This is a genomic window from Streptomyces sp. NPDC002573, from assembly GCF_042889625.1.
In the GTDB taxonomy this organism is placed as follows: Bacteria; Actinomycetota; Actinomycetes; order Streptomycetales; family Streptomycetaceae; genus Streptomyces; species Streptomyces gibsoniae.
In genome coordinates this window covers 301794-325537 of record NZ_JBIARC010000003.1, presented here as the reverse complement: position 1 = coordinate 325537, position 23744 = coordinate 301794, and the positions used below count along the sequence as shown (strand labels likewise).

Annotated in this window: 21 protein-coding genes and 1 pseudogene; 11 read left to right on the top strand and 11 right to left on the bottom strand. The window is 70.9% G+C overall.

What is annotated here, in order from left to right:
• On the top strand, positions 1-1516 hold a 1516-nt coding region (locus tag ACFYX0_RS05185; RefSeq protein WP_388966482.1), incomplete at its 5' end, for an IS4 family transposase.
• A gap of 230 nt (positions 1517-1746) precedes the next feature.
• Entirely contained in the window at positions 1747-1989 is a 243-nt protein-coding gene (locus ACFYX0_RS05180; protein WP_388966519.1) for a hypothetical protein, read from the top strand.
• 249 nt (positions 1990-2238) lie between these two features.
• Here the strand turns inward: ACFYX0_RS05180 and ACFYX0_RS05175 are convergent, their stop codons facing one another.
• Complete coding sequence (locus ACFYX0_RS05175) at positions 2239-3762, bottom strand: aldehyde dehydrogenase family protein (protein ID WP_388966479.1); 1524 nt, start codon at positions 3760-3762, stop codon at positions 2239-2241.
• 155 nt (positions 3763-3917) lie between these two features.
• Positions 3918-5198, bottom strand: coding sequence for a GAF domain-containing protein (locus tag ACFYX0_RS05170; RefSeq protein ID WP_388966476.1), 1281 nt, complete (start codon positions 5196-5198; stop codon positions 3918-3920).
• An 888-nt stretch (positions 5199-6086) separates the two neighbouring features.
• Between ACFYX0_RS05170 and ACFYX0_RS05165 the strand changes: the two genes are divergently transcribed.
• On the top strand, positions 6087-6476 hold the full coding sequence (locus ACFYX0_RS05165) for a zinc ribbon domain-containing protein (protein ID WP_388966473.1): 390 nt from the start codon (positions 6087-6089) through the stop codon (positions 6474-6476).
• Between the two features lie 75 nt (positions 6477-6551).
• Here ACFYX0_RS05165 and ACFYX0_RS05160 read toward each other — a convergent pair whose 3' ends face one another.
• The 3 genes from ACFYX0_RS05160 to xylB all read right to left on the bottom strand — a co-directional run bounded on the left by ACFYX0_RS05160 (position 6552) and on the right by xylB (position 10271).
• Positions 6552-7121, bottom strand: a complete 570-nt coding sequence (locus tag ACFYX0_RS05160; protein WP_388966470.1) for an N-acetylmuramoyl-L-alanine amidase — start codon at positions 7119-7121, stop codon at positions 6552-6554.
• A gap of 478 nt (positions 7122-7599) precedes the next feature.
• Entirely contained in the window at positions 7600-8808 is a 1209-nt protein-coding gene (locus ACFYX0_RS05155) for an ROK family protein (RefSeq protein WP_388966467.1), read from the bottom strand.
• A gap of 17 nt (positions 8809-8825) precedes the next feature.
• Positions 8826-10271, bottom strand: coding sequence for a xylulokinase (gene xylB / locus ACFYX0_RS05150; protein ID WP_388966464.1), 1446 nt, complete (start codon positions 10269-10271; stop codon positions 8826-8828).
• A 198-nt stretch (positions 10272-10469) separates the two neighbouring features.
• On the opposite strand from xylB, the gene xylA reads away from it, so the two are divergent.
• Together xylA and ACFYX0_RS05140 are read left to right on the top strand one after the other, a co-directional pair.
• On the top strand, positions 10470-11636 hold the full coding sequence (gene xylA / locus ACFYX0_RS05145; protein ID WP_388966461.1) for a xylose isomerase: 1167 nt from the start codon (positions 10470-10472) through the stop codon (positions 11634-11636).
• Positions 11637-11769: 133 nt separating this feature from the next.
• Positions 11770-12183 (top strand): hypothetical protein, encoded by a 414-nt coding sequence (locus tag ACFYX0_RS05140; RefSeq protein WP_388966458.1) that lies wholly within the window; start codon positions 11770-11772, stop codon positions 12181-12183.
• Between the two features lie 114 nt (positions 12184-12297).
• Here the strand turns inward: ACFYX0_RS05140 and ACFYX0_RS05135 are convergent.
• Positions 12298-13633, bottom strand: a pseudogene (locus ACFYX0_RS05135) (esterase-like activity of phytase family protein).
• 287 nt (positions 13634-13920) lie between these two features.
• Here ACFYX0_RS05135 and ACFYX0_RS05130 point away from each other — a divergent pair.
• Positions 13921-14103 carry a hypothetical protein gene (locus ACFYX0_RS05130; protein WP_311701012.1) on the top strand — a complete coding sequence of 61 codons (183 nt, stop codon included), beginning with the start codon at positions 13921-13923 and terminating at the stop codon, positions 14101-14103.
• 4 nt (positions 14104-14107) lie between these two features.
• On the opposite strand, the gene ACFYX0_RS05125 is transcribed toward ACFYX0_RS05130, so the two are convergent.
• The 4 genes from ACFYX0_RS05125 to ACFYX0_RS05110 all read right to left on the bottom strand — a co-directional run bounded on the left by ACFYX0_RS05125 (position 14108) and on the right by ACFYX0_RS05110 (position 17804).
• A complete protein-coding gene (locus ACFYX0_RS05125) occupies positions 14108-15484 on the bottom strand; it encodes a tannase/feruloyl esterase family alpha/beta hydrolase (protein ID WP_388966456.1) in 1377 nt (458 codons plus the stop codon).
• Between the two features lie 279 nt (positions 15485-15763).
• Positions 15764-16648: a hypothetical protein gene (locus ACFYX0_RS05120; RefSeq protein WP_388966453.1), complete on the bottom strand. Its 885-nt coding sequence runs from the start codon at positions 16646-16648 to the stop codon at positions 15764-15766.
• Between the two features lie 132 nt (positions 16649-16780).
• Positions 16781-17095, bottom strand: coding sequence for a hypothetical protein (locus tag ACFYX0_RS05115; RefSeq protein ID WP_355910749.1), 315 nt, complete (start codon positions 17093-17095; stop codon positions 16781-16783).
• Positions 17096-17264: 169 nt separating this feature from the next.
• The gene (locus ACFYX0_RS05110) at positions 17265-17804 is read right to left on the bottom strand and encodes a PadR family transcriptional regulator (RefSeq protein WP_355910752.1); all 540 of its coding nucleotides are present in this window, start codon (positions 17802-17804) and stop codon (positions 17265-17267) included.
• A gap of 105 nt (positions 17805-17909) precedes the next feature.
• On the opposite strand from ACFYX0_RS05110, the gene ACFYX0_RS05105 reads away from it, so the two are divergent.
• A complete protein-coding gene (locus ACFYX0_RS05105; protein ID WP_388966450.1) occupies positions 17910-18668 on the top strand; it encodes an alpha/beta fold hydrolase in 759 nt (252 codons plus the stop codon).
• A 3-nt stretch (positions 18669-18671) separates the two neighbouring features.
• Here the strand turns inward: ACFYX0_RS05105 and ACFYX0_RS05100 are convergent, their stop codons facing one another.
• Positions 18672-19271, bottom strand: a complete 600-nt coding sequence (locus tag ACFYX0_RS05100) for a class I SAM-dependent methyltransferase (RefSeq protein WP_388966447.1) — start codon at positions 19269-19271, stop codon at positions 18672-18674.
• Positions 19272-19423: 152 nt separating this feature from the next.
• On the opposite strand from ACFYX0_RS05100, the gene ACFYX0_RS05095 reads away from it, so the two are divergent.
• The 4 genes from ACFYX0_RS05095 to ACFYX0_RS05080 are packed head-to-tail and all read left to right on the top strand — an operon-like array spanning position 19424 to position 23616.
• A complete protein-coding gene (locus tag ACFYX0_RS05095; RefSeq protein WP_388966444.1) occupies positions 19424-20197 on the top strand; it encodes an MHYT domain-containing protein in 774 nt (257 codons plus the stop codon).
• Positions 20198-20244: 47 nt separating this feature from the next.
• Positions 20245-22749, top strand: coding sequence for a nitrate- and nitrite sensing domain-containing protein (locus ACFYX0_RS05090; protein WP_388966441.1), 2505 nt, complete (start codon positions 20245-20247; stop codon positions 22747-22749).
• The gene (locus ACFYX0_RS05085; RefSeq protein ID WP_355910764.1) at positions 22746-23183 is read left to right on the top strand and encodes a roadblock/LC7 domain-containing protein; all 438 of its coding nucleotides are present in this window, start codon (positions 22746-22748) and stop codon (positions 23181-23183) included. The genes ACFYX0_RS05090 and ACFYX0_RS05085 overlap by 4 nt, the downstream gene beginning before the upstream one ends.
• 19 nt (positions 23184-23202) lie before the next feature.
• The gene (locus ACFYX0_RS05080) at positions 23203-23616 is read left to right on the top strand and encodes a DUF742 domain-containing protein (protein ID WP_388966438.1); all 414 of its coding nucleotides are present in this window, start codon (positions 23203-23205) and stop codon (positions 23614-23616) included.
• Positions 23617-23744: the final 128 nt, after the last annotated feature.

Sequence of the window (23744 nt, the reverse complement as noted above, 5' to 3'; positions counted from 1 at the left end):
CGCCGTCCTGGAGGAGACCCGTGCGGTCCAGCAGCGGCTGCGGGATCTGCCTTCGCGGGTCGGGGTGTACTTCCTCCTGGCGATGTGCCTGTTCCTGGAGGTCGGATACCGGCTGGTGTGGGACAAAATGACGGCTGGACTCGACGGCCTCCTCCCGGCGCCGAGCACGAAGGGCCTGCGCGACCTTCGACGCCGGGTGGGCTGCGCCCCGATGAAGACCCTGTTTGAGGTGGTGGCCGGAGCACTGGCGCAACCACACACCCCAGGGGCCCGTTTCGGCCCCTACCGCACCGTCTCCTTCGACGGCTGCAGCTCCATCAAGACCGCCGACAGCGAACGCAACCGGGGCTGGCTGGGCCGATGCCCGCACGGCGGCTATCCCCAACTCGAGTTGATGACGCTGGTCGAGACCGGAACCCGGGCGGTGATCGCCGCAATCTTCGGGCCCACCAGGGAGGGCGAGACCTCCTACGCCACCCGGCTGCTTTCGCACCTTCGCCCCGACATGCTGGTGCTGTGGGACCGGGGTTTCGACGGCAACGACTTCCTCGCGGCCGTGCACACCACGGGCGCCCGCATCGTGGGCCGCATCAGCCAGCGCCGCCGCCCACCGGTGCTGAAGACCCTCGCAGATGCCTCCTACCTGTCGGCCATCGGCGGCGTCCCGGTACGCATCATCGAGGCCCAGGCCAGCGTCACCTGCGCGGACGGCAGCGGCTTCGCAGGCACCTACCGCCTGGTCACCACGCTGCTGGACGCCCACCGCTTCTCCGCCGACCGCCTCGTGCGCCTTTATCACGAGCGCTGGGAACACGAGAGCGCCTATTACGCGCTGCGTCACACCATCCTCAACGGGCGCGTGCTGCGCTCGTGCGACCCGGTCGGCGTCGAGCAGGAGATGTGGGCCCTGCTGGTCCTCTACCAGCTGCTGCGCCGGGCCATGGTCGAGGCGGCGGAGTCCCGGCCGGGCACCAATCCCGACCGCTGCGGCTTCACCATCGCCCTCCACACAGCCCGCGACCTGCTGGTACGCGCGGAAGGAATCCTCGAGCAGGGCCTCGGCACCATTGGAAGCAGGATCTTGGCAGCGCTGCTGCCGGCACGCCGGCCCCGCGTCAGCACCCGAAAGGTGAAATCTCCCATCTCCCGATATGCGGAACGGAAGTTGGACGGCCGCCCGGACGCGAGCCAGACGGTGACTGCCGTGACGATCACGCTCCTACAGCCCCCGCCCACTCGCCCCGAACTGCCAGCGGCCACGGTCCCCCAGTACGTCGGTGCCGGCAAAACCAGCAACCGCATGGCGCGCGTCCTCGCCGTGCTGCAGGAAGAGCCCGAGCGGCAGTGGCGGGCCCGAGAGATCGCCGAGCTCCTCGGCGACGTCACCCTCGTCGCCACCTACCGGCAACTCTCCCGCTGGACCGAGAAAGGGCTGATCAAGAGGATTCGTACAGGCCGCTACGCGGCAGCCGCACCGCCAACGGCCGCTGCTTTGCGCCCCGGTCACCAGCGCTAACTACCCGGCCTTGGGGGAACTTCAGCTGCGGCCAACGACTTGGTGCGCGACGGCTGACACCCCGCCCTGAGCAAGCGAACGGCCGTGCGGGACGATCATGATTGTGACGTCAGGATGGGCCCGCACGGCCTTGAGCCATCGTATCTGTACCGGCATCCCGCGCCGCCGCTTAAGCAAGCTGATCGCGGAGCTGGCCGAGCCGTGGACGGCCCGTGAGGAGTCCCGGCTGCGTGAACGCCGAGGCCATGACCGGCAACTACGTGGACGCTGCCGCCGACGGCATCACATGGGCGCGGGCCCGGGAATACGCCCTGACCCGTACTGAGCGCAATTCTCGCCTGGCCAAGCGGCCTTACGATCTCCGTCACGCCGGGATCTCGTTCTGGCTCTACTCCGGAGTGGACCCGGCCGAGTGCGCCCGCCGCGCCACAGAGCATCGAGGTTCTCTTTCGCCACTACGCCAAGTTCCTTGACGGCCTTCGAGAGCAGGCGAACCGTCTCATCGAGCAGTCCGTGAACGAGTGGCAGCGCGTCAGTCAAGGTGACGTACCCGAGGGCTGACCGGGGATTTGGTCCGTGACTGGTCCGGAAGCACTGGTCAGGAGGGGTGCAGTCGTGGGAGGAATTGGGAGTTAGCACGCAAGCCGGGCCCGGTCGAGAGCGGGTTGCACGAAGGGCGCCTGACGGGTGAAAACCCAGGTCAGGCGCCTTTTCGCATGTGTCTAGAAGAAGCCCAGCCTCTTCGGCGAGTACGACACCAGAAGATTCTTCGTCTGCTGGTAGTGCTCCAGCATCATCTTGTGGGTCTCGCGGCCGATGCCCGAGCCCTTGTAGCCGCCGAACGCGGCGTGTGCCGGGTACGCGTGGTAGCAGTTGGTCCACACGCGGCCCGCCTGGATGGCGCGGCCCGCGCGGTACGCGGTGTTGACGTCCCGCGTCCAGACGCCGGCCCCGAGCCCGTACAGCGTGTCGTTGGCGATCTTGATGGCGTCGTCGAAGTCGTTGAACGACGTCACTGACACCACCGGCCCGAAGATCTCCTCCTGGAAGATCCGCATCCGGTTGTCGCCCTCGAAGATGGTCGGCTGGACGTAGTAGCCACCCTTCAACTCGCCGTCGTGCTCGATGCGTTCGCCACCCGTGAGGACCTTCGCGCCCTCCTGGCGGCCGATGTCCAGGTACGAGAGGATCTTCTCCAGCTGGTCGTTCGACGCCTGTGCGCCGATCATCGTCTCCGTGTCCAGCGGGTGCCCGGCCTTGATCAGCTCCGTACGGACGACGGCCGCCTCCATGAACTCGGCGTAGTGGCCCCGCTGCACCAGCGCCCGCGACGGGCACGTACAGACCTCGCCCTGGTTGAGCGCGAACATCGTGAAGCCTTCCAGCGCCTTGTCGCGGAAGTCGTCGTTCGCCGACCAGACGTCCTCGAAGAAGATGTTCGGGGACTTGCCGCCGAGCTCCAGGGTCACGGGGGTGATGTTCTCGGAGGCGTACTGCATGATGAGCCGCCCCGTCGTGGTCTCGCCCGTGAACGCGACCTTGGCGACGCGCGGGCTGGAGGCCAGCGGCTTGCCCGCCTCCACACCGAAGCCGTTCACGATGTTCAGCACACCCGGCGGCAGCAGGTCGGCCACCAGGCTCAGCCAGTAGTGGATGGAGGCCGGGGTCTGCTCGGCCGGCTTGAGGACCACGGCGTTGCCGGCCGCCAGGGCCGGTGCGAGCTTCCACGTGGCCATGAGGATGGGGAAGTTCCAGGGGATGATCTGCGCGACCACGCCGAGCGGCTCGTGGAAGTGGTACGCCACCGTGTCGTCGTCGAGCTCACCCAGCGAACCCTCCTGCGCCCGGATCGCCCCCGCGAAGTAGCGGAAGTGGTCGATCGCGAGCGGGATGTCTGCAGCCAGCGTCTCCCGGACCGGCTTTCCGTTCTCCCAGCTCTCGGCGACCGCGAGCTTCTCCAGGTTGGCCTCCATCCGGTCGGCGATCTTCCGGAGGATGTCGGAGCGCTCGGTCGCCGACGTACGGCCCCAGGCGGGCGCGGCGGCGTGCGCCGCGTCCAGCGCGCGCTCCACGTCCTCGACGGTCCCCCGAGCGATCTCCGTGAACGGCTGCCCGTTGACCGGAGTCGGGTTCTCGAAGTACTGGCCGCGAGCCGGCGGCACGTACTCACCGCCGATGAAGTGGTCGTACCGCGCCTGGTAGGAGACGATCGCACCCTCGGTGCCGGGCGCTGCGTAACGGGTCATACGGGTCTGCCTCCTGGGAAAGCGCTGCCCGCCGTTGGGCAGCTCTCGGCGCGAGGCTAGGCACGCGCACGTTGCGAGTACGTTGCGTCCAGGCCGCGGCCGTTGCGTGTACGGGCGCGAGGACACGCCGCAGGGCGTTCCGGCCGCCCGGTGCCTCAGCGAGGTGCCGCCGGACGTGCCCACCCTGCCGGTGCCGCCAACTCCGACTCCAGCTCATCGAGGCGCGCCCGTACCGCCGCTGTCGGCCGAACCGCCGCGAGCGCCCGCCAGACGTCGAGGTCGTCCTCCCCCCACGGTGCGTGAGCCCAGCCGGCCAGCAGGTCGGGGTCGCGGCGGGCGATGAGCGCCGTCCGCAGTCCGTCGGCCAGCCTGCGCCGCAGCAGCGCCACCGCCGGTGCCAGCGAGCCTGGCAGCAACGGTCCCGGGTACGCGCCCGCGGCCTCCGCGAGCGCACCCGCCGCCAACCGGCGCTCCGTGACCTCGACATCGGACTCGACCGGAGCCGTCAGCCGATACGGACGCGAGGCCAGCAGGCCGGGCCCGAGTATTCGGCGCAGCCGTGCCAGCTCGGCGCGCAGCGTCACCGGTGTCACCGACTCGTCCTCGTACAGCGCGCACAACAGCTCGTCCCCGCTCAGTCCCTCCGGATGCCGGGCCAGCAGCACCACGATCTCGCTGTGACGGCGACTGAGCCGGATCTGCCGACCGCGTGTGCGCAGCCGCGCCTCGTCGCGACCCAGGGCGCTCAGCTCCACCGTGTCCGCCGGGGCCTCAGGTGGAGACAGCAGGGCCAGCTGGGACTCGGCGGCCCGCGCCACCGCCTGCACGAACCCCAGGCTGTGCGGGTGCGCGAGCCCGTCCCCGCCGGTGATGTCCAGCGCGCCGAGCACCCGGCCGGTGCGCGGATCGTGGACCGGTGCCGCCGCGCAGGTCCAGGGCTGGACCCGGCGGATGAAGTGCTCGGCCGCGAACACCTGCACCGGCCGGTCCACCGCGACGGCCGTCCCCGGCGCGTTCGTCCCGACCGCCGACTCCGCCCAGCGCGCTCCCGGCACGAAGTTCATCCGGTCCGCCCGTCGCCGTGTTGCCGGATCGCCCTCGACCCAGAGCAGCCTGCCCTGTGCGTCGCACACCGCCAGCAGATGTTCGCCGTCCGAGGCGAACGGGCCCATCAGCTCGCGGATCAGCGGCATCACACGTGCCAGCGGGTGTTCCGCCCGGTAGGAGCCGAGGTCGCCGTCCACCAGTTCCACGGGCGCGGTGCCGTCCGGCCCCACACCCGCCCGCGCAGAACGCCGCCACGAGTCGGCCACCACAGGACGCACCTTCCGCGCGACCGTGCCCGCCGCCGTGAACGTCTCGTGTGCGCGACGTAGCTCCCGCACCCGTTCGACGGGATCGGTCCCCGGCTCCAGCGCCACCCACGGATCGGTCAATGCGGCCTCCCGGGACGGTGATGGGGTCGGGGACATCGTCACTCCCGGCGGGGCCCCCGACAACCATCTCGACAGGCTTCCGCCCGAACGAGGTCGGGGGAGCCGCACCGGACCCGAACCCGTGTCCATGCGCCCTGCCGGCCCACGGCGCTGCCTTCCGGTTCAGCTTGATCTAGCGCGGAACCCGGGGCGTGAACGACTCCGTTGGGAAATCTGCAAACCAGACTGGGTGATCAGGCTGCCAGGTCGAGGGTGGAGAAGTGCGATGTGCGGGTCTTCCCCAGTGGTATGCCGAGTAGCGGCGTGGTCCGGACGAACGGGATTCCACCTGCGGGTCCGGGACCTCGTGGTCGTTGGTGCTGGCCACTGGGGTACTGCTCCTTCTCCGCCCTCGGTCATCGACTCAATGAATCGTACGGTATGCCCGCCTCACACCACTTTGACAGGGAGAGTCGCGCACGGCGTGCCGCGTGAGTACGAGTTGCGCAAGCACACCTACGCTGAACTCAAGGCCCGTGGTCTGGGGGTACAGGCTGCCCAACACGTGATCAAGAAGGTTCGCGACTCCTGCACGACGCTCAAGGCCAACATCCGCGCCGGGAACCTGGGAAAGCCGAGCTCCAAGCGGCGGGCCAAGGCCGAGACGAAGCCGGTCGCCTTCCGGCCCGAGGCGGCGCAGCCCTACGACGACCGCTGTCTTTCCTGGCAGTACGACGCGCAGACCGTGTCGATCTGGACTACGGCCAAGCGCATCAAGAACGTCCGCATCACCTGCTCCGTCGGCGCGCTCAAGACCCTTCGGGAGTACCGGCAGGGCGAGTCGGACCTGATCCAGCGCAATGGGGAGTTCTATCTGATCGCCACCTGTGAAGTGCCGCAGGCCGAGCAGTGCGAGCCGGACGGCTTCACCGGGGTGGATCTCGGCATCGTCAACATCGCCACCACGTCCACCGGCTACCAGGCCGCCGGGCGCAAGCTCAACCGGTACCGCAAGCGGCAGGCCGCCTTGCGTGGCGCTGTTCCATCGGAGACTTCATCGTCTACAAGGCGCGACGGGCCGGAGTCCCGCTCGTGTTCGTTGACCCTGCCGACTCCTCGAAGGAGTGTGCGGAGTGCGGACACGTGGACCGGCTCAACCGCGTCTCCCAGGCCAAGTTCGTATGCCGGTCGTGCGGCGTCGTTGCGCACGCCGACCGGAATGCTTCCCGCGTCCTCGCCCACCGCGGCGAAGACGTGTGGATTGCGGGGCGTGAGTCACGCGTCCCTGCCACCCCATAAAGGGGTGACTGGACGGAGGAGCCAACCCAGCAGCCAGTTGGGCACCACCTCCAAACCCGGCCCTCCAGGGCCGGATCAAGTTGACGCGAGGTTCACGAGTCTCATGTAGCGCGTCCAGTCCCAGTTCGGCCCGGGATCCGTGTGGTCCGTGCCGGGGACCTCGTAGTGGCCGATGATGTGGGCCCGATCCTTCGGAATGCCGTACCGCATACAGACGGCTGCTGTGAGCCTGGCCGACTCCTGGTACAGGGCGTTCGTGAAGTAGCCCGGCTGTTCCACCCACCCTTCGTGCTCGATGCCGATGCTGCGGGTGTTGTAGTCCCAATTCCCCGCGTGCCAGGCGATGTCGTGCTCGCGGACGCACTGCGCGATGTGCCCGTCCGCCGAGCGGACGACGTAATGCGCGGACACCTTCTTCCTCGGGTTCCTGAAGATGTCCAGGGTGTTGGTGTAGGTCGCCTGCGTCACATGGATGACGATGCGATCCAGCGGCTGGCTCACGGGCCGGTCCGCGGCCGTGTAGTTGGCGGAGGCCGCCGAGAACCAGTCGGCGAAGCGGTGGTCGACGGATCGGGGCTGGGCGCGGGCCGGAGCCGAGGGGAGCAGCACGTAGGGCACTGCGGCCAGGGCCGCGCCCTTCAGCAACCGCCGTCTGCTGGTGAATGAGTTCGTTTGCTGTGACTCGGCTCGTTCCACGAAGAGAGCGCCTTTCGTAGCCGGAGTTCCGAAATATATCGATCTCGTGCCTCGTGTACTCAACGCCTCGGCGCGGCTGTCGTTTCGCGCGACCCGATAACGGATCTCGCCTGTCTCGCCCTGCGGCGTGTGCGCGGCCGGCCGTGGGCTGCGCCGAGCAGCGGCCCTGCACAGCGCGACTTCCGCGCGTGCCGTCGCCGGTATGGCCGTGAACCGTCTCGCCCGTCATGTGAATCCCCCGATTCCACTGGTGTGCAGCAGCCGCTCGTCGGCTGCGTGTGTGCATCACGTTACGGTGCCGAACGGTCGCGCGGCGGAGGCGCGGTGCCCTCGGTGGACAAGCGCGTAACTGTGAATATCTCCGCCACCCGTTGGAGGGAAAGCAAGCCGGCCGAGGTTCCGGGCGGCAGCGGCTCGGGCGGTTCCCTCACCTCTGTCCGGCCACTCCCGCCGGATCGTCGAGCACCGCCCGGACCACCGAATGCGCGGCGCCGAGCAGCGGCCCCTCGGGCCCCAGACGCGAAACGGTCACGGCACACGCGGGGCCGGCCGTGCGGCGCGCCAGTTCCCGTTCCAGGGACGGCAGCAGCCAGGGCGCGAGCCCGGCCAGTGCCCCGCCGAGCACAACGGCCCCCGGGTCCAGCAGGTTCACCGCACCGGTCAGCGCGATGCCGAGCGCGGTCCCGGCGCCGCGCAGGGCATGGCGTACGTCCTGGTCACCCTGCGCGGCGCGTTCGGCCAGCAGTTCCACTCGGTGCTCGCCCGGCGACAGCCCGGCCGCACGCAGCACGGCTTCCTCGCCGGCGTACTGCTCCAGGCAGCCACGCCCGCCGCACGCGCACCTGGGCCCCTCCGGGTGTACCGGCACATGCCCCAGTTCGCCCGCGAAACCGCGGGTGCCCCGCAGCAGCCGCCCGTCCACGACGACCGCACCACCGATACCGATCTCCGCCGAGACATGCAGGAAGTCCCGTGGCGTGTCGTCGCCCAGCCAGAGTTCCGCGAGGGAACCGAAGTTGGCCTCGTTGTCCACGGTCGACGGCAGTTCGGACGGTAGCAGCGGGCCCAGGTCGACATCGTGCCAGTCGAGGTTGGGGGCGCGGACGACGGTCCGGGCGTCGCTTGCCACCAGACCCGGCACCGCGACCGCCAGGCCCGCAGGCCACAGCCCTTCTCCACCGGCCTCGGCGACGACCTGCCGTACCAGTGCAGCCAGTTCGCCGAGTACCGGCTGCGGGGGGCGGCCCCGGTTCGTTCCGTGCCGCACCGCCCGCGCCCGTATCTCCCCGCGCAGATCCACCGCACACACCGCCAGGTGGTCCACCCCGATCTCGGCACCGATCCCCGCCGGGCCGCTCCCGCTGACGGCAAGGGCGGACCCCGGGCGCCCCACCCGGCCGGGACGCTCCGGCCCCAGCTCTTCGAGCAGTCCCGACCGGATCAGTTCGTCGACCAGGGTGGAGACCGCCGCCCGGGTCAGACCGATCCGTGAGGCGACCGCGGCGCGCGAGAGGGGCCCCTCGGCGCTCACGGTGTGCATGACGCGCGCCAGATTGCGGCGGCGCATGCCCTGCTGGGTGTCGGGCACCCGGCTGCCGGGGCCGCTCGGACGGGCTTCGTGCAGCGGTGCGGTCATGCCTCCCTCGGATCCCGTCAGCGCCGGTCCGGCTCCCGCTCCAGCAGCGGGGCCGCGTCGGAGAGTACCCCGGCGATCCTGGCCAGGGTCGCCTCGTCCCGCTCCACGGCCTCCAGCACCGGGCCACGGGCGGTGTCCCAGCGCCGGGCGACGGAGGCCGGGTCCTCACCGGTCAGCAGTCCGGCGGCCTGGGCGGCGGCGCCCAGGGCGACGAGTTCCCTGGCCTCGGGCACCTGCACGGGACGCCCGGACAGCCGTCGTACCGTCTGCTGCCAAGCCGTTCCCCGCGCGCCGCCGCCGATGAGCAGCAGCGGGGCCGTGCGGTCCGCGTCCTCGTCGAGCACCAGGTCGAGGGCGCCGAGCAGTGAGTGCACCGCGCCGTCGTACGCGGCCTGCAGCAGCTGCCCCGCGGTCGTGTCGTGGCGCAGACCGTGGAGCAGGCCCGACGCGTGCGGGAGGTCCGGGGTGCGCTCACCGTCGAGGTAGGGGAGTAGCGTCACCTCCGCGCCCGGATCGACCGCCTCACGGTCCAGGCCCAGCAGGGTGGCGATCCGGTCGACGGCGAGCGTGCAGTTCAGGGTGCAGGCCAGCGGCAGCCAGTCGCCGTGTGCGTCCGCGAAGCCCGCGACGGTGCCGGTCGGGTCCGTGGGCCGCCGCTTCGAGACGGCGTACACCGTGCCGGAGGTGCCGAGGCTCAGTACCGCCGTGCCGGGCCGCAGCCCGAGGCCGAGCGCCGCCGCGGCGTTGTCACCGGTGCCCGGAGCGACCAGGGTGCCCTTGGAGAACGGCAGGTCATGGGCGTCGCGCACGGTGCCCGCGACCTCGCCGGGCCGGACCACACGCGGCAGCAGGGCCGGGTCCAGGCCCGCGAGGGCGAGGATCTCCTCGTCGTACGACTCGGTCGCGGAGGCCCACCAGCCGGTGCCGGAGGCGTCGCCACGGTCGGTCGTGCCCTCCCCGGTGAGGCGTTCGGTCAGATAGTCGTGGGGCAGCCGCACGGCCCTCGTCGCGCGGACCGCCTCGGGCTCGTGCTCGGTCAGCCAGGCCCACTTCGTGACCGTGAAGGAAGGGCCGGGCACGCTTCCCGTGCGCTCCGCCCAGACCTTGGGGCCGCCCAGCTCCTCGACCAGCCGGCGGGCCTGCGGCGCGGAGCGCACGTCGTTCCACAGCAGGGCCGGACGCACCGGGTCGCCGTGCGCGTCCAGCGTGACCAGACCGTGCTGCTGGCCGCCGATGGACACCGCGGCGGCCTCGTGGGCCGCCTCGCCGCACTGGTGCAGGGCTTCGCACAGGGCGTCCCACCACTGGCGGGGATCGCTCTCGCGGCCCGCCCCCGACGAGACGGTGTGAGGTGCTTGGCCGGCGGCCACCACCTGTCCGGTCGACGCGTCGACGACCAGGACCTTGGTGGACTGGGTGGATGAGTCCACCCCGACCACGAGCGGACCCTCGGCTGCTGACATCGGGCTCTCCCTCTTCCGCGGCTCGCGGGATCTGGCCAGTTGGCGGGGCGTGCCGGGACCGGCGCAGCCCGGGGCCGCCCCTCGTCACCGTACGCAGTCCCCACACGAGGACGCATCGTCTCTTCCCAGAGATGCCCCCCGCATACTAATTTGTTAATCGCCATGACGAAATAGTCTCAGCGAGCAAGGAGCCACGGCATGAGCTACCAGCCCACCCCCGAGGACAGGTTCACCTTCGGCCTGTGGACCGTCGGCTGGCAGGGAAGGGACCCGTTCGGCGACGCGACCCGGCGCGCCCTGGACCCGGTCGAGACGGTGCAGCGCCTTGCCGAGCTCGGCGCCTACGGTGTGACCTTCCACGACGACGACCTCATCCCCTTCGGGTCCTCGGACAGCGAGCGCGAGGAGCACATCAAGCGCTTCCGCCAGGCGCTCGACACGAGTGGGATGACCGTGCCGATGGCCACCACCAACCTCTTCACCCACCCCGTCTTCAAGGACGGCGCCTTCACCGCCAACGACCGTGACGTCCGCCGCTACGCGTTGCGCAAGACCATCCGCAACATCGACCTGGCGGCGGAGCTCGGCGCCAAGACGTACGTCGCCTGGGGCGGCCGGGAAGGTGCCGAGTCCGGAGCGGCCAAGGACGTGCGCGTCGCACTCGACCGCATGAAGGAGGCCTTCGACCTCCTCGGGGAGTACGTCACCTCCCAGGGATACGACCTTCGCTTCGCCATCGAGCCCAAGCCGAACGAGCCGCGCGGCGACATCCTGCTGCCGACGGTCGGTCATGCTCTCGCCTTCATCGAGCGCCTGGAGCGCCCCGAGCTGTACGGCGTCAACCCCGAGGTGGGGCACGAGCAGATGGCCGGCCTCAACTTCCCCCACGGCATCGCTCAGGCCCTGTGGGCGGGCAAGCTCTTCCACATCGACCTCAACGGCCAGTCCGGCATCAAGTACGACCAGGACCTGCGCTTCGGAGCGGGCGACCTCCGGGCCGCGTTCTGGCTGGTCGACCTCCTGGAGAGCGCCGGTTACCGCGGGCCGCGCCACTTCGACTTCAAGCCGCCCCGGACCGAGGACCTCGACGGTGTGTGGGCATCGGCGGCGGGGTGCATGCGCAACTACCTCATCCTGAAGGAGCGTGCGGCCGCCTTCCGTGCGGACCCCGAGGTCCAGGAAGCCCTGCGCGCCTCCCGGCTGGACGAGTTGGCGCAGCCGACCGCCGCGGACGGCCTGCAGTCGCTGCTGGAGGATCGCAGCGCCTTCGAGGAGTTCGACGTGGAGTCGGCCGCCGCGCGCGGAATGGCCTTCGAGCGCCTGGACCAGCTGGCCATGGACCATCTGCTCGGCGCCCGAGGCTGATCATCGCGGCACACCGGCGCCGGCATCCGCACGGAATACCGCGGAATCGGACCATCCATGCCATGAGCCCGTATCAACTGCCGTGCGAGGGTGGCGCGGTGGCGGTCCCGAGGTGACTCTTAACGGTATGGCCATGCCGCCCATGCCACCCCGGCCGCCGGGAGACACACCGCCTTGGGACGACGGCGGGTTCGGCCCGCCGTCCCGGGCGCCCGGTTCGCGCCGCCCCGCCGTCTTCCTCGTGCTCGCCGTGATCGTGGCGCTGGGGATCGTCGCCGTTGTTCTGGTGGTGAACAACGGTGGCGGATCCTCGAAGCAGCAGCCGTCCCCCGAGAGCAGCGGGAGTACGAGCAGCCCTGCCGCCCCGTCGCTGGGTATCCCCTCCGGCCTGCCCACCGCACTGCCCTCGTTGCTGCCCTCAGGGCTGCCCACGAAGCTTCCCTTGGGCTTCCCCACCGAGCTGCTCAGCGGCTTTCCGAGCGTCTTGCCGAGCGGGTTCCCGAGCGACATCCAGTCGCTCTTCGCCGACCCCGCGGCGACGCCGTGAGCAACCGCGTGCCGGTCGGGCGGTGCGAACCCGGTGTGGGCATGCGTGCGTGTGCGTCACGCGCGCGTGCCCCCGAAGTGCGGAGCACGCGCGCGTGGTGGACGGCGATGCGACTCAGAAGCCCTCGGGCAGCCGCACGTACACGACCGTCGTCCTGATGCCGCTGTCGACGAGCCGGCCCTGTGCGTCGAACGCGCCCGCACCGTCCGTCATCCCGAAGTCGTTGTCGTTGACGAGCGTGAGCGTGTGGTGATCCACGCGGGCGATGCCCTCGATCTTCCCGGGCACTCCCTTGACCTTGCCGAGATCGACGACCAGTCGCTTCTCCAGCACCGGAACGCCGGAGGCGGCCGGGTCGTCGAGCTGCTCCAGGGAGGGAGAGGTGGTGTCGTCGTCGTAGCGTCCGCCCAGGATGTCCGCACTCCGGGTGAGCCGGACCAGCTGGAGTCGTGCCGCCCTGTCGGTGCGCTCCTCGACGAGCAGCCAGCCGCCCCCGACGGCCACCACGGACGAGATCTTCAGCTCGGACGGGTCGTCCTCGCCCGGATCCACCACGTCCACCGGGTCGAACCGGTACGCGTACTCCGCGGTCACGGCCCGCTTCTTCGGGGAGAAGCGCAGCAGCCGGGTGGTGCGCGAGGCGGCCCCCGCGTCCCCGTCGGGGAGGGACAGCGGGCTCTGCAGGGCCATCACCAGATCACCGTCGGGGAGCTGCGTGAGTCCTTCGAAGCCGCGGTTGATCGTTCGGTGCAGCAGAACGGACGGCAGGGCCTCGACGACCGGGTAGTCGGTGCCGGTCAGGTTCAGTCCCTTGGGCACATACCTCGTGAGGACCTTCCCGCGCGGAGACGTGGATCAACGACGGCCCGTACTCGTCGACGAGCCAGAAGCTGCCGTCCCCGGACCACACGATGCCCTCGGTGTCGAGGCCGTTCGGGTTGTACGCCAGCGCCTTCTGGGCGTCGTAGGAGTACGGGGCCTCGTCCCGGCCCCGCTGGTTGGGCAACCCGGTGACGGGCTTGCCGGAGGAGGTGGTGATCGGGATCGCGTCGAGCACCCTCACGGTGTCGCCGCAGACGCGGATCTTCACGATCGCCGGGTCGAACCCGGGCACCGGGAAGGTCCGGCGCTTCTTGCCGGCAACCTTGATCTGGCCGTTGGGCCCCCGGTCCGTCACGGTCCAGAACTCACCCTTGCGGCCCGCCGGGTAGATGTCGCTGCCGATCCCGCCGAGATCGATGCCGTGGTCGTCGTCCACCGTGCCGTGCAGCAGCGCGTTGCTGAACGCACCCAGCGGGATGTTTCCGAGCGTGGCGGTGCGCGTCACCTCCGGCTGATCGTTGTGCGCGCTCGCGGTGCCGGAGACCGCGAGGGCGGCCAGGACCGCGAGGGGTACGCTCGCGGCGACAGAGCGGCGCACACGGCGTCGACCGGCTGCATGCGGGGACATCGGGGCCTCCTGAGGCGCAAGTTCGTTGACAGCGGCCAGAGTTGGCCCCGGCGTCGAACGCCGAGCGACGGCTCGGTGAACGCCGGACGACGGCCGTGGATCGGGCCGCCGCCCGGTCGGGGAAGCGCCCGGCTCATGGGTGGGTCGCGCGGCGGTGACGGATCGCGTCTCTCAGGGATGAGTGGGGGGGGCGGCTCAGGGTCGTCTCGGGGTCACGGTTGGAACCGCGCGCGGGACGCACCCGTTCTCATAGCAGAGAGCGGCACTGGCCGCGAAGGAGGCGACACATGTCGAAGAACGCGAAGATCGCCACAGGGGGAGCGCTGGTCGGGCTCGTCCTGCTGATATGGCTCCCGTGGTGGGCCGCCCTCCTGATCATCCTGGGAGTCCCCGCGGCCGCGTACCTCACCCTGGACCCCTCCCAGCGGCGCAGGCTGCGCCGTGTGACACGCAAGGAACTCGGCCGCTGAGGTCCTAGCGGTCCGCCGCCTGTCCCGCCAGAGCGCAGGAGTCGACCACGTCGCCACCCGCGGGCCTGCCGACGGTACGGTCCGCGGGCGGTCGCTCGCCCCGCTCCACCCACGCGGTGAGGGCGTCGAAGGCCGCCCGGTAGCAGGGCAGGATCGGCCGCAGCCGATCAGGGAAGGAGTCGTACAGCCCGTCGACATGGGTGCCACCCTGAATGGTGTAGAAGCGGTCCAGCGGCCCGCGCCCGCTCTCCCGCACCATCCGCGTGTACACGTCCGAGTCCGTGGCCTTGGGCAGCAGCACATCCAGGTCGCCGTGCAGGGTGATCAACGGTTTGCCGATCCGCCCCGTGAGGGCGACCCGGGCCACCGCGCGGTGCACGGACGCGGGCCGCTTCGCATAGTCGTAGGCCGCGTCGGAGGCGCAGGGGGCAAGGATCTGCTCCGCTGTGGACCCTGCGGACGCGCCAGGACAGGCGGCGTCGTAGGAGGGGTCGAACTCCGCGCGATAGATCTTCTGGGTGACACCCCAATACGCCGCTTCGTGGTAGGGCCACAGGAACTCCGACCCCCGGGGGAACCCCGCCGCGTAGAGGTCCTCGTCCCGTGCCGAGCCGAGCATCCGGGCCACCGTCACCGGCAGCGATGTCAGCAGGCTCGGGCCCTGCGCCGTCCACAGCGCGCCCTCCCAGTCCACGCCGCCGTCGTATAGTTCGGGGTGGTGCTCCAGTTGCCAGCGCGTGAGGTAGCCGCCGTTGCTGATGCCGGTCATGTACGTGCGCCGGGGAGCGCGCTCGTAGCGTTCGGCGACCGTGCGCTTCGCGGCGAGCGTGAGCTGGGTCGTGCGCCGGTTCCATTCGGCGACGGCATCGCCGGGCCGGGTTCCGTCACGGTAGAAGTCCGGCCCGCTGTCGCCCTTGTCGGTGGCCGCATAGGCATAGCCCTGGGCGAGTACTCGGTCCGAGATCGCCGTATCAGTCGCGTACTGCCTGCGGGTTCCGGGTGCTCCCGTCACGACGAGCCCGCCGTTCCACCGGTCGGGCAGCCGGATCACGAACTGGGCGTCGTGCCGCCAGCCGTGCGTGGTGTTGAAGTGCGAGTTGTCAGGGAAGTAGCCGTCGATCTGCAGTCCCGGAACGCCCGACGGATTGTGGGTCGCCTTGGCCGTCAGCCCGGCCTGGTCGGCCATGTCGGTATACGGAGTGCCCGCCAGCCCGGCTGTCGTCAGGTCGTCCAGACAGGCGCTCTGCTGGAGCGCCGCACCCGGCACCCGCACCCGCTCCTGCCGTGCGCAGTGGCCGCCGCCGGCCGCCGCTGCGGGGCCGGTGAGGGCCGAGGCCAGCAGGGTGGCGGCGAGGAGCGCGATGCTTCGGGACAGGCGCATGGGGGCCTCCGGAACACGACGGGAGCGGGGTGGCTGCCCATGCTGCGACCAGAGAAACCCACCGGCCATGGGTGCGGGCCATATGTGGACCGACGGCAGTGTGGGGCTGAAGACTCCTCTCAGGTCTTCGCGGCGCGTCCGGCCCTGCGGCGCGGCTCCAGCCTTCCTCCTGCGTCCGGAGGCACGTCGGTGAGGGCCCTTTCCCTCCTGAGTCCAGCGGTGCGCCGCTCCGGCCTTGCACGCCGAGCCTGGCCGGCCCACTCCGCCCGGGCTGCCGCCTCAGGCCGGGCGGACCGCCAGCTTGTCCAGCGCCTCGAGCAGTCCGGGCAGCTTCGAGCCACGGCCCACGGGGAGAACCTCGCCGGGCTTCTCGTCGAGCAGCACGAACGCGATGTCGTCGGTTCTGGCCACCATGGACCAGCCGGGCCCGTCGGCACGCAAGGTGCGCGCGTCGCCCGGAGCGAACGAGGAGCGGATACGGCCCAGCGGCGGGGGAGCGTCGACGTAGGCATGGGCCTCCGCGAGGACGCGGCGGAGGCCGACCGGGGACTTCTCACCGCCGCTTTCCCCGGCGCTCTCCGTCCCCTCCCCGGCTTTCTCCGCCGCTTCCCTGGCCGTTCCCGCCGCCTCTCCGGCCGGTGTCTCGCCGTCTGCGGATGCGAAGAAGTCGTCGTCGATCTGCTCGCGCCACATCGTCCACTGGAGGGCGATCTCGTCGGCTCCCAGGCGCCGTTGCGCCGGGCCCCAGGTACTGGTGTCCGGCGGGGCGAGCGGCTCGCGGTCGGCGAGTTCGGGCGCGGGGTCGTGCGGCGCGGGCAGACCCGGCGCGGCGACGGCCACCGCCAGCGGCCACCCCGGCAGTGCGGCGACGACCGTCCGCTCGTCCGGCGACAGCTCGTACTCCATGCCGCAGTCCCAGGACGCGATGGCCACGGCCACCAAAGACACGTCGTCGATGACCACGGTCCAGCGCGCACCGTCGCCGTCCTGGCCGAGCACGAGGCCGTACCCGTCGGCCAGTGGCGGCAGCTCGAGTGCCGCACAGGCATCCGGATAGTCGTCGCCCAGCACGCTCGGGAACTGCGCGGGCGTCAGCAGAGCCGCCGTCAGCACATACAGCGCGTCGTCCTCGGCGGCGACGGCTTCCTCGTCCGTCCCGGCCATGCCACCCTCCCTGTGGTTCGTCCGTCGGCGCACACTAATGCTCACGCGAGCCGGTTGTCACGAGTGCGAATCACACGAGAAATCGCAGTTCTCCGGCGGGATCGGGGCGAAACGGCCGAGCGGTCGCGGGTCTCAGTGCGCGGGCAGACCGAGCAGTGTGCGAGCGACCACCGAGGGCGACTCGTCGCGCTCCCGAGCCAGGGCGATGACGGCCCGGCACGCCAACTCGTTCACGCCGAACGACAAGGCCTCCGGCGACACCCATGCCACGGCCTCGTCGATGCGGTCCTGGTCGTCCTCGGCACACGCCGCGACATAGGCGGCGGCAGCCTCGAACAGGTTGTGTGTGCGCCTGCCCCCGCCCGTGCGCGTCTCCGCGTCGGTGCCCGTCTCCGTGCCCGGGGACTTGACGAATCTGCCGACCGACTTGCGGATCCTGTCGAACATGCCGACCACCTTCCCCCTGTGTGGTTGCCCTCTCCGAGGCGCATCTGCCGCTCTTCAACCTAGAGTTGAAACTTCGGCGGCAGAAGAGGGGCCGAACGGTGAAGAGATGCGAGCGACTCGAACGGCGCCCCGCTCTGCCGCTCGACCGCCCCGTGTCGCGGTCGCTGCATCAACCGGTCGCACCGCTCCCCTCGAGTGAGTCGAGTGTCGTGCGCAGCCAGGTCAGCTCGGCCCGGCTCGTGGCTCGCGCGATCGTGAGGATGCCGCGTCTGAAGGGATCGTTCAGCTCCTCCGCGCGCAGCGGCCGGTCACCCTCGTAGAAGAAGCTCGAGGGCTCCTCCAGGAAGGCGAGCCGACGGCGCAGGACGGCGGCCTGGGCCGCAGGGTCCTCCAGGTGCCTGAGGAAGGCGAGCACCGTGAACCAGCGGTTCTCGTCGCTGATGTCGCGTTGCGCGGGTTCCGCCAGCCGGTGGCGCAGCTCCTGTCTGCCCTCGTCGGTGAGCGCGAGGACATGACGCGGAGCGGCCACGGAGCCCGGCTCCGTCGTCCTGGCCAGCAGTCCGGACTTCTCCAGTCGCTTGATCGCGGGGTAGAGCGTGCTCTCGGCGACGGGACGCACGTGGCCCGTCAGCGCGGTGATGCGTTTGCGTAGCTCATAGCCGTGCAGCGGGGCCTCGTAGAGAAAGCCGAGGATGGCGAGTTCCAGCATGCCCGTATTCTGCCGCGTCCCCGTAATACATCCATAGCGATATACCTCGGACGCGATGTATTCTGCCTCGAGGCTGGGATCTACAGAAGTGCAGAGGAGAGACCGATGCAGCAGGCCGAGTTCGACGGCAACGGGAGCCTGATCCGCTGGACCGAGACGCCCGGAACGCTGCCCGCGCGCGTGTATGTGCACGGGCTGGGAGCGGCCTCGACGGTGTACCACGCGCACATAGCGGCACGGCCCGAACTCGCCGGACGCCGGACTCTCTTCGTCGACCTTCCGGGACATGGAATCAGCGACCGTCCCGCGGACTTCGCGTACGCGCTGGAGGACCACGCCGACGCGCTGGCCGCCGCACTGGACCAGGCGAAGGTCACCGGGGCGGAACTTGTCGCGCACAGCATGGGCGGTTCCGTCGCCATCGTGCTGGCCCACCGCCGGCCCGATCTCGTCTCACGGCTGGTGCTCCTGGAGGCCAACCTCGATCCGAACCCGCCGGTCGGCGCCGGGAGCAGTGGCATCTCCCGGTACACGGAGGACGAGTACGTCGAAAAAGGCGGCCACGCGCGTGTGCTCCGTCGGATCGGCCCCACCTGGGCGGCGACCATGCGCCTCGCCGACCCGCGCGCCCTCCATCGCACGGCCACGCACCTCGTGCGGGGCACGAACCCCACCATGCGCCGGTTGCTGGAGGCGCTGACAGCGGACCGGGTCTACCTCCAGGGGGAGCTGAGCGGCGAACTCGACGACAGGGAGGGCCTGGAGGCCGCGGGCGTCCGGGTGGTGACCGTGCCCGGTGCCGGGCACAACATCATGTTCGACCACCCCGACGCTCTGGCCGCCGAGCTCGCGGGGACCCGCTGAGACTCAGCCCTCGCGGACGGCCAGGGCGAGGAAGCGAGGGTCCTCGTCGACGTACGACGTCATGCGCCAGCCGGAACCGGCCAGCAAGGGACGGAGGTTGGATTCGGCGCGCAGGTCGTCGGCGGTGATCTGCCTTCCCTGCCGGGTCGCGAGGGCCGCCCGGCCGATCGGATGGAAGAGCGCCAGCAGGCCGCCGGGCCGCACCACGCGGGCCAACTCCCTCAGGGTCCGGGCCGGCGTGGGGAGATGAGCGATCAGACCCGCCGCGAAGACCGCGTCGAGGGACTCCGTGCGCAAGGGCAGCGCGGCCACATCGGCGAGCAGCAGTCGTCCGTCGCGGTCCCGCCCGGCCCGTACGGCGGCCTCCAGCATCGCCGGGGTGAGATCGGCCCCCAGAACTACTCCCGACGGCCCCACGGCCGCGCGCAGCGGCGGCAGGGCCCGGCCCGTACCGCAACCGGCGTCGAGCACGCGGTCGCCCTCGTGCAGCCCGAGCGCGGCGACCGCTGCGGCGTAGGCCGGGCCGTCGTCGGGGAACCGCGCGTCCCAGTCGGCTGCCCGCGCGGTGAAGAACTCCTGGACGTGTGTGTGGTCGTCGCTCATGTTCCGCATGATTCCTCACCTCCATCGGGGATGCCTCTGTGCGCATGTACGGGCGTGAGGCGATCGTTCCTGGAATAGCCTGGGTCAGATTCCAACACTTTTCGAAATGAGCCCCCTGTGTGCTCCCTCGTCAGGGCTAGCGTCCCCGGGCCATGGGACACCTGGACCACGCCACATTCGGCTGGCTGACCCCCGTACTGTCTTACGTGATGGCGTGCATAGGCGCCGCCCTCGGGTTGCGCTGCACCGTGCGGGCGCTCGGCGCCACCGGCACATCGCGTCGCAACTGGCTTCTGACCGCTGCCTCGGCGATAGGCACCGGCATCTGGACCATGCACTTCGTGGCCATGCTCGGCTTCGGCGTCAGCGGCACAGAGATCCGTTACGACGTGCCACTGACCATACTGAGCCTGCTCGTCGCCATCATCGTCGTCGGCGCAGGCGTCTTCACCGTCGGCTACAGCAAGGACCGGGGCCGGGCGCTGCTCTTGGGCGGCCTCACCACCGGCCTCGGCGTGGCGAGCATGCACTACCTGGGCATGGCGGCGCTGCGGCTGCACGGGACGGTCCGTTACGACCCCCTGCTCGTCGCGGGCTCCGTCGTGATCGCGGTGGTCGCGGCGACCCTGGCCCTGTGGGCGGGCCTCAACGTCAAGTCCCCCGTCGCGGTCACCGTCGCCTCGCTGGTCATGGGGGCGGCGGTCAGCTCCATGCACTACACCGGGATGTTCGCGGTGAGCGTGCGCATCGCGCCGTCCGGCGAGGCCCTGCCCGGCGCCTCGGCCATGCAGTTCATCTTCCCCCTCGCCGTCGGTCTCGGCGCCTACCTCTTCCTGACCTCGGCGTTCGTCGCCCTGTCGCCGACCGCGGGCGAGCGTGAGGCCTCCGCTTCGGCCCAGCGACCGGCCGAGAGTCCCGCCCGCTGATCTGTGGCCCTCAACGGCACGTTCAGCCCTACCCGAGCGAGGAGGCCATGCGTACACCCCGTAGAACCCCGACGGCCGCCACCGGAGCGCCGGCCCAGCCACCGGTCCGGGGCCGGCGCGCACACGCCGGTCCGCCGGCCGACGAGCGCGTCGACACCGGCGAGGTCGGCCGTCCCGCGCCGTCCGTTGCGCTCAGACGTCCGCGGCGCTGGCGTGTGCGCCCCCGCACCGTCCGCGCCAAGGTCGTCTGCCTGCTGATGGTGCCCGTGATCTCGCTGCTCGCCCTCTGGGCGTACGCCACAGTCAGCACCGCTCAGGACGTCGCCCGGCTGCGCCGGCTGCAACAGGTGGACGCCACCGTGCGCGCCCCGCTCGCGGACGCGGTCGCAGCTCTCCAGAGCGAGCGCGCGGCCGCGGTGCGCTACGCGACCGACCCCGCGGCAGAACAGCAGAGTGATCTCAAGGCCCGTGCGGCGCGGACCGACCGTGCCGTGGCCAAGTTGCGGCTCGGCGACCACCACACCGTGGCCGACGGCACCGACCTTCCCTCGGGAGCGCCCGCTCGTCTCGATGCCTTCGTCACCGAAGCGGAACACCTGGGTTCCCTGCGCGGCGACGTACTCGCCCACCGCGTCGGCTGGGACGAGACGTACGGGCAGTACACCGGCACCATCAGCACGGCCTTCTCGGTGAGCGGCGCGCTCAGCGGGGTCCAGGACGCCGGCCTCGGCTCCGACGCGCGCGTACTGCTCGAGTTCTCCCGCGCGGCGGAGTCGCTCGCCCAGGAGGACACGATGCTCTCCAGCGCGCGTCTCGCGGGCGCCCTGGACGGCCGACGCATGCGGCTGTTCACCGGCGCCGCCGACACGCGCCGCACCCTCACCGCCTCCGCCGTCGCCGATCTGCGCGCCGGCGAAAGTGCCGCCTGGCACCGGCTCGCGCAAGACGCCGCATACGCCGAGGTCGGCACTGCCGAGGACAAGATCCTCGCCGCCCGGACGGGGAGGGCGGCCGTCGGGGCTGCTCCCGAAGGCGTCTGGAACCCGGCCCACGCGCGCGTGCAGGACGGCATGCGCACCATCGAGGCGGACGCGGGGCGCGGCATGGCGCGCCGGGCCGACCCGTTCATCCGCGGACTGCTCACCCCGGCCGGCGCCGCCGTCCTCCTGGGGCTCGTCGCCGTGTCGGCATCGCTCGTCATCTCCGTGCGCATCGGACGCGGCCTCGTCGTCGAACTGGTCAGCCTGCGCAACAGCGCCCTGGAGATCGCCCGGCACAAACTCCCGCAGGCCATGCGGAAGCTGCGCGCGGGCGAGGAGATCGACGTGGACGCCGAGGCGCCGCCCGGTCCGCCCGCCGAGGACGAGATCGGACAGGTCGTCGAGGCCCTGGGCACCGCGCACCGCGCTGCCCTGCACGCCGCCGCCGAGCGCGCGGAACTCGCCAGCGGCATCTCCGGGGTCTTCGTCAACCTCGCCCGTCGCAGCCAGGTCCTGGTGCACCGCCAGCTCAGCCTTCTCGACAGCATGGAGCGCCGCTCCGAGGACCCGAGCGAGTTGAGCGACCTCTTCCGGCTCGACCATCTGACCACGCGCATGCGCCGTCATGCCGAGAGCCTCATCATCCTGTCCGGAGCCGCACCGGGCCGGGCCTGGCGGATGCCCGTCCCCCTGACCGACGTCGTCCGCGCGGCCGTCTCCGAGGTCGAGGACTACGCGCGCGTAGAGGTACGACAACTCTCCGAGGCCTCGGTGATCGGCGGTGCGGTCGCCGACGTCACCCACCTCCTCGCCGAGATCATCGAGAACGCGGCCCAGTTCTCGCCGCCCCACACGCGCGTGCGTGTCAGCGGAGAGCCCGTCGGCAACGGATTCGCCGTCGAGGTCGAGGACCGGGGGCTCGGCATGGGCGAGGAGACACTCGCCGCGGCCAACCGGCGCATCGAGCAGTCCGAGGCCCTCGATCTCTTCGACAGCGACCGGCTCGGCCTCTTCGTCGTCAGCAGGCTCGCCGCCCGCCAAGGCATCAAGGTGCATCTGCGCACCTCGCCCTACGGCGGCACGACCGCCGTGGTTCTCCTGCCGACCGCCCTGCTGCACGGTGGCGCGACGGAACACCACCCTCTTCCCTCCGATGCCGAACCGCTCGAGGAACGCCGGTACGCGCGCGTGCCCGCGAGCCCGGCGCCCAAGGAGCCCGTCGAGCAGACCGCGGAACGGCCCGCGCTGGCCCGGGCGATGCCCCAGGCACCGGTCGGCCCCCCAGCCGCGGTCGCTTCCCTGCGGTTGCGCCGGGCCGCGGACGACTCCGCTGTCTCCGAGGACCTTCCGCGCCGTGTACGGCAGGCGAGCCTGGCCCCTCAACTGCGCGGACAGCGCGCCCAGGAGCAGGCCACGGGCGCTCCCGGCGTGCGGCGCGATGACGAACGCGCCCCCGAACTGGTACGGGACCGCATGACGGCCTACCGCGACGGATGGGTACGCGGCGGCGGCCGTCCCCCCGGCCGCACGGCAGGCCCCCTGGGTGAAAGCAGCGAAGGAGACTCCGCATGATCCATGACTCGAGCACGAGGGCCACCGAGCGGTCGGGGGAACTCGACTGGCTGCTGGACGACCTGGTGCTGCGCGTGGCCGAGGTGCGCCACGCCGTGGTGCTGTCGAACGACGGCCTGGCGGTCGGTGCCTCGACCGAACTCGGCCGCGAGGACGCCGAGCATCTGGCCGCTGTCGCGTCCGGATTCCACAGCCTGGCCAAGGGCGCGGGACGCCACTTCGGTGTCGGCGGAGTGCGCCAGACCATGGTGGAGATGGACGAGGGCTTCCTCTTCGTGGCGGCCGCGGGCGACGGCTCCTGTCTCGCCGTCCTCACCGTCGTCACAGCGGACATCGGCCTGGTGGCCTACGAGATGGCCCGGCTGGTCAAACGGGTCGGTGAACACCTCCGCGCCGCGCCCCGGATGACCGATCATCCGCCGGCCGCCGGATGAGGACCGAAGGCGGTCGGGGATGACCGAGGACAGAACAGGTATGCAGCATCGGCCGGGCAGCCAGTGGTACGACCGCGAGGCGGGGCCACTCGTCCGTCCCTACGCCATGACGGGCGGCCGGACCACGTCGGGGCCGACCGGGATGGCCTTGGACCTCATCGCCCTCGTCTCGCTGGAGACCGGCGCTCCCGATGCCGCCGACGACACCTCACTGGGTCCCGAGCACCACGCTCTGCTCGACCTGTGCCGCATCGAGACACAGTCCGTCGCCGAACTCGCCGCGGAGGCGGACCTGCCCGTGGGCGTCGTCAGAGTGCTCGTCGGGGACCTCCTGGAGCTGGGTCGCGTCAGGGTCAGCCGTCCCGTGCCACCGGCCCAACTGCCTGATGAACGCATACTGCGCGAGGTCATCGCGGGACTGAGGGCGCTGTAGACGACGAGTGGTCCTCACATGGGCCGCGCAGACGCCGAGTTGCGCACCCGTTCGGACGTCGAACGAACGAAAATCGATCAGATCGGTCAAATGATCGCTTAGCCCCACGAAGTCCGAGGGTAGTTGTC

Bases quoted from the DNA above. Each gene is read 5' to 3' on its own strand.
- ACFYX0_RS05175 (WP_388966479.1), bottom strand. From the start codon at position 3,762: ATGACCCGTTACGCAGCGCCCGGCACCGAGGGTGCGATCGTCTCCTAC.
- ACFYX0_RS05155 (WP_388966467.1), bottom strand. From the start codon at position 8,808: ATGACCGCACCGCTGCACGAAGCCCGTCCGAGCGGCCCCGGCAGCCGG.
- xylB (WP_388966464.1), bottom strand. From the start codon at position 10,271: ATGTCAGCAGCCGAGGGTCCGCTCGTGGTCGGGGTGGACTCATCCACC.
- xylA (WP_388966461.1), top strand. From the start codon at position 10,470: ATGAGCTACCAGCCCACCCCCGAGGACAGGTTCACCTTCGGCCTGTGG.
- ACFYX0_RS05140 (WP_388966458.1), top strand. From the start codon at position 11,770: ATGCCGCCCATGCCACCCCGGCCGCCGGGAGACACACCGCCTTGGGAC.
- ACFYX0_RS05130 (WP_311701012.1), top strand. From the start codon at position 13,921: ATGTCGAAGAACGCGAAGATCGCCACAGGGGGAGCGCTGGTCGGGCTC.
- ACFYX0_RS05125 (WP_388966456.1), bottom strand. From the start codon at position 15,484: ATGCGCCTGTCCCGAAGCATCGCGCTCCTCGCCGCCACCCTGCTGGCC.
- ACFYX0_RS05120 (WP_388966453.1), bottom strand. From the start codon at position 16,648: ATGGCCGGGACGGACGAGGAAGCCGTCGCCGCCGAGGACGACGCGCTG.
- ACFYX0_RS05115 (WP_355910749.1), bottom strand. From the start codon at position 17,095: ATGTTCGACAGGATCCGCAAGTCGGTCGGCAGATTCGTCAAGTCCCCG.
- ACFYX0_RS05110 (WP_355910752.1), bottom strand. From the start codon at position 17,804: ATGCTGGAACTCGCCATCCTCGGCTTTCTCTACGAGGCCCCGCTGCAC.
- ACFYX0_RS05105 (WP_388966450.1), top strand. From the start codon at position 17,910: ATGCAGCAGGCCGAGTTCGACGGCAACGGGAGCCTGATCCGCTGGACC.
- ACFYX0_RS05100 (WP_388966447.1), bottom strand. From the start codon at position 19,271: ATGAGCGACGACCACACACACGTCCAGGAGTTCTTCACCGCGCGGGCA.
- ACFYX0_RS05095 (WP_388966444.1), top strand. From the start codon at position 19,424: ATGGGACACCTGGACCACGCCACATTCGGCTGGCTGACCCCCGTACTG.
- ACFYX0_RS05090 (WP_388966441.1), top strand. From the start codon at position 20,245: ATGCGTACACCCCGTAGAACCCCGACGGCCGCCACCGGAGCGCCGGCC.
- ACFYX0_RS05085 (WP_355910764.1), top strand. From the start codon at position 22,746: ATGATCCATGACTCGAGCACGAGGGCCACCGAGCGGTCGGGGGAACTC.
- ACFYX0_RS05080 (WP_388966438.1), top strand. From the start codon at position 23,203: ATGACCGAGGACAGAACAGGTATGCAGCATCGGCCGGGCAGCCAGTGG.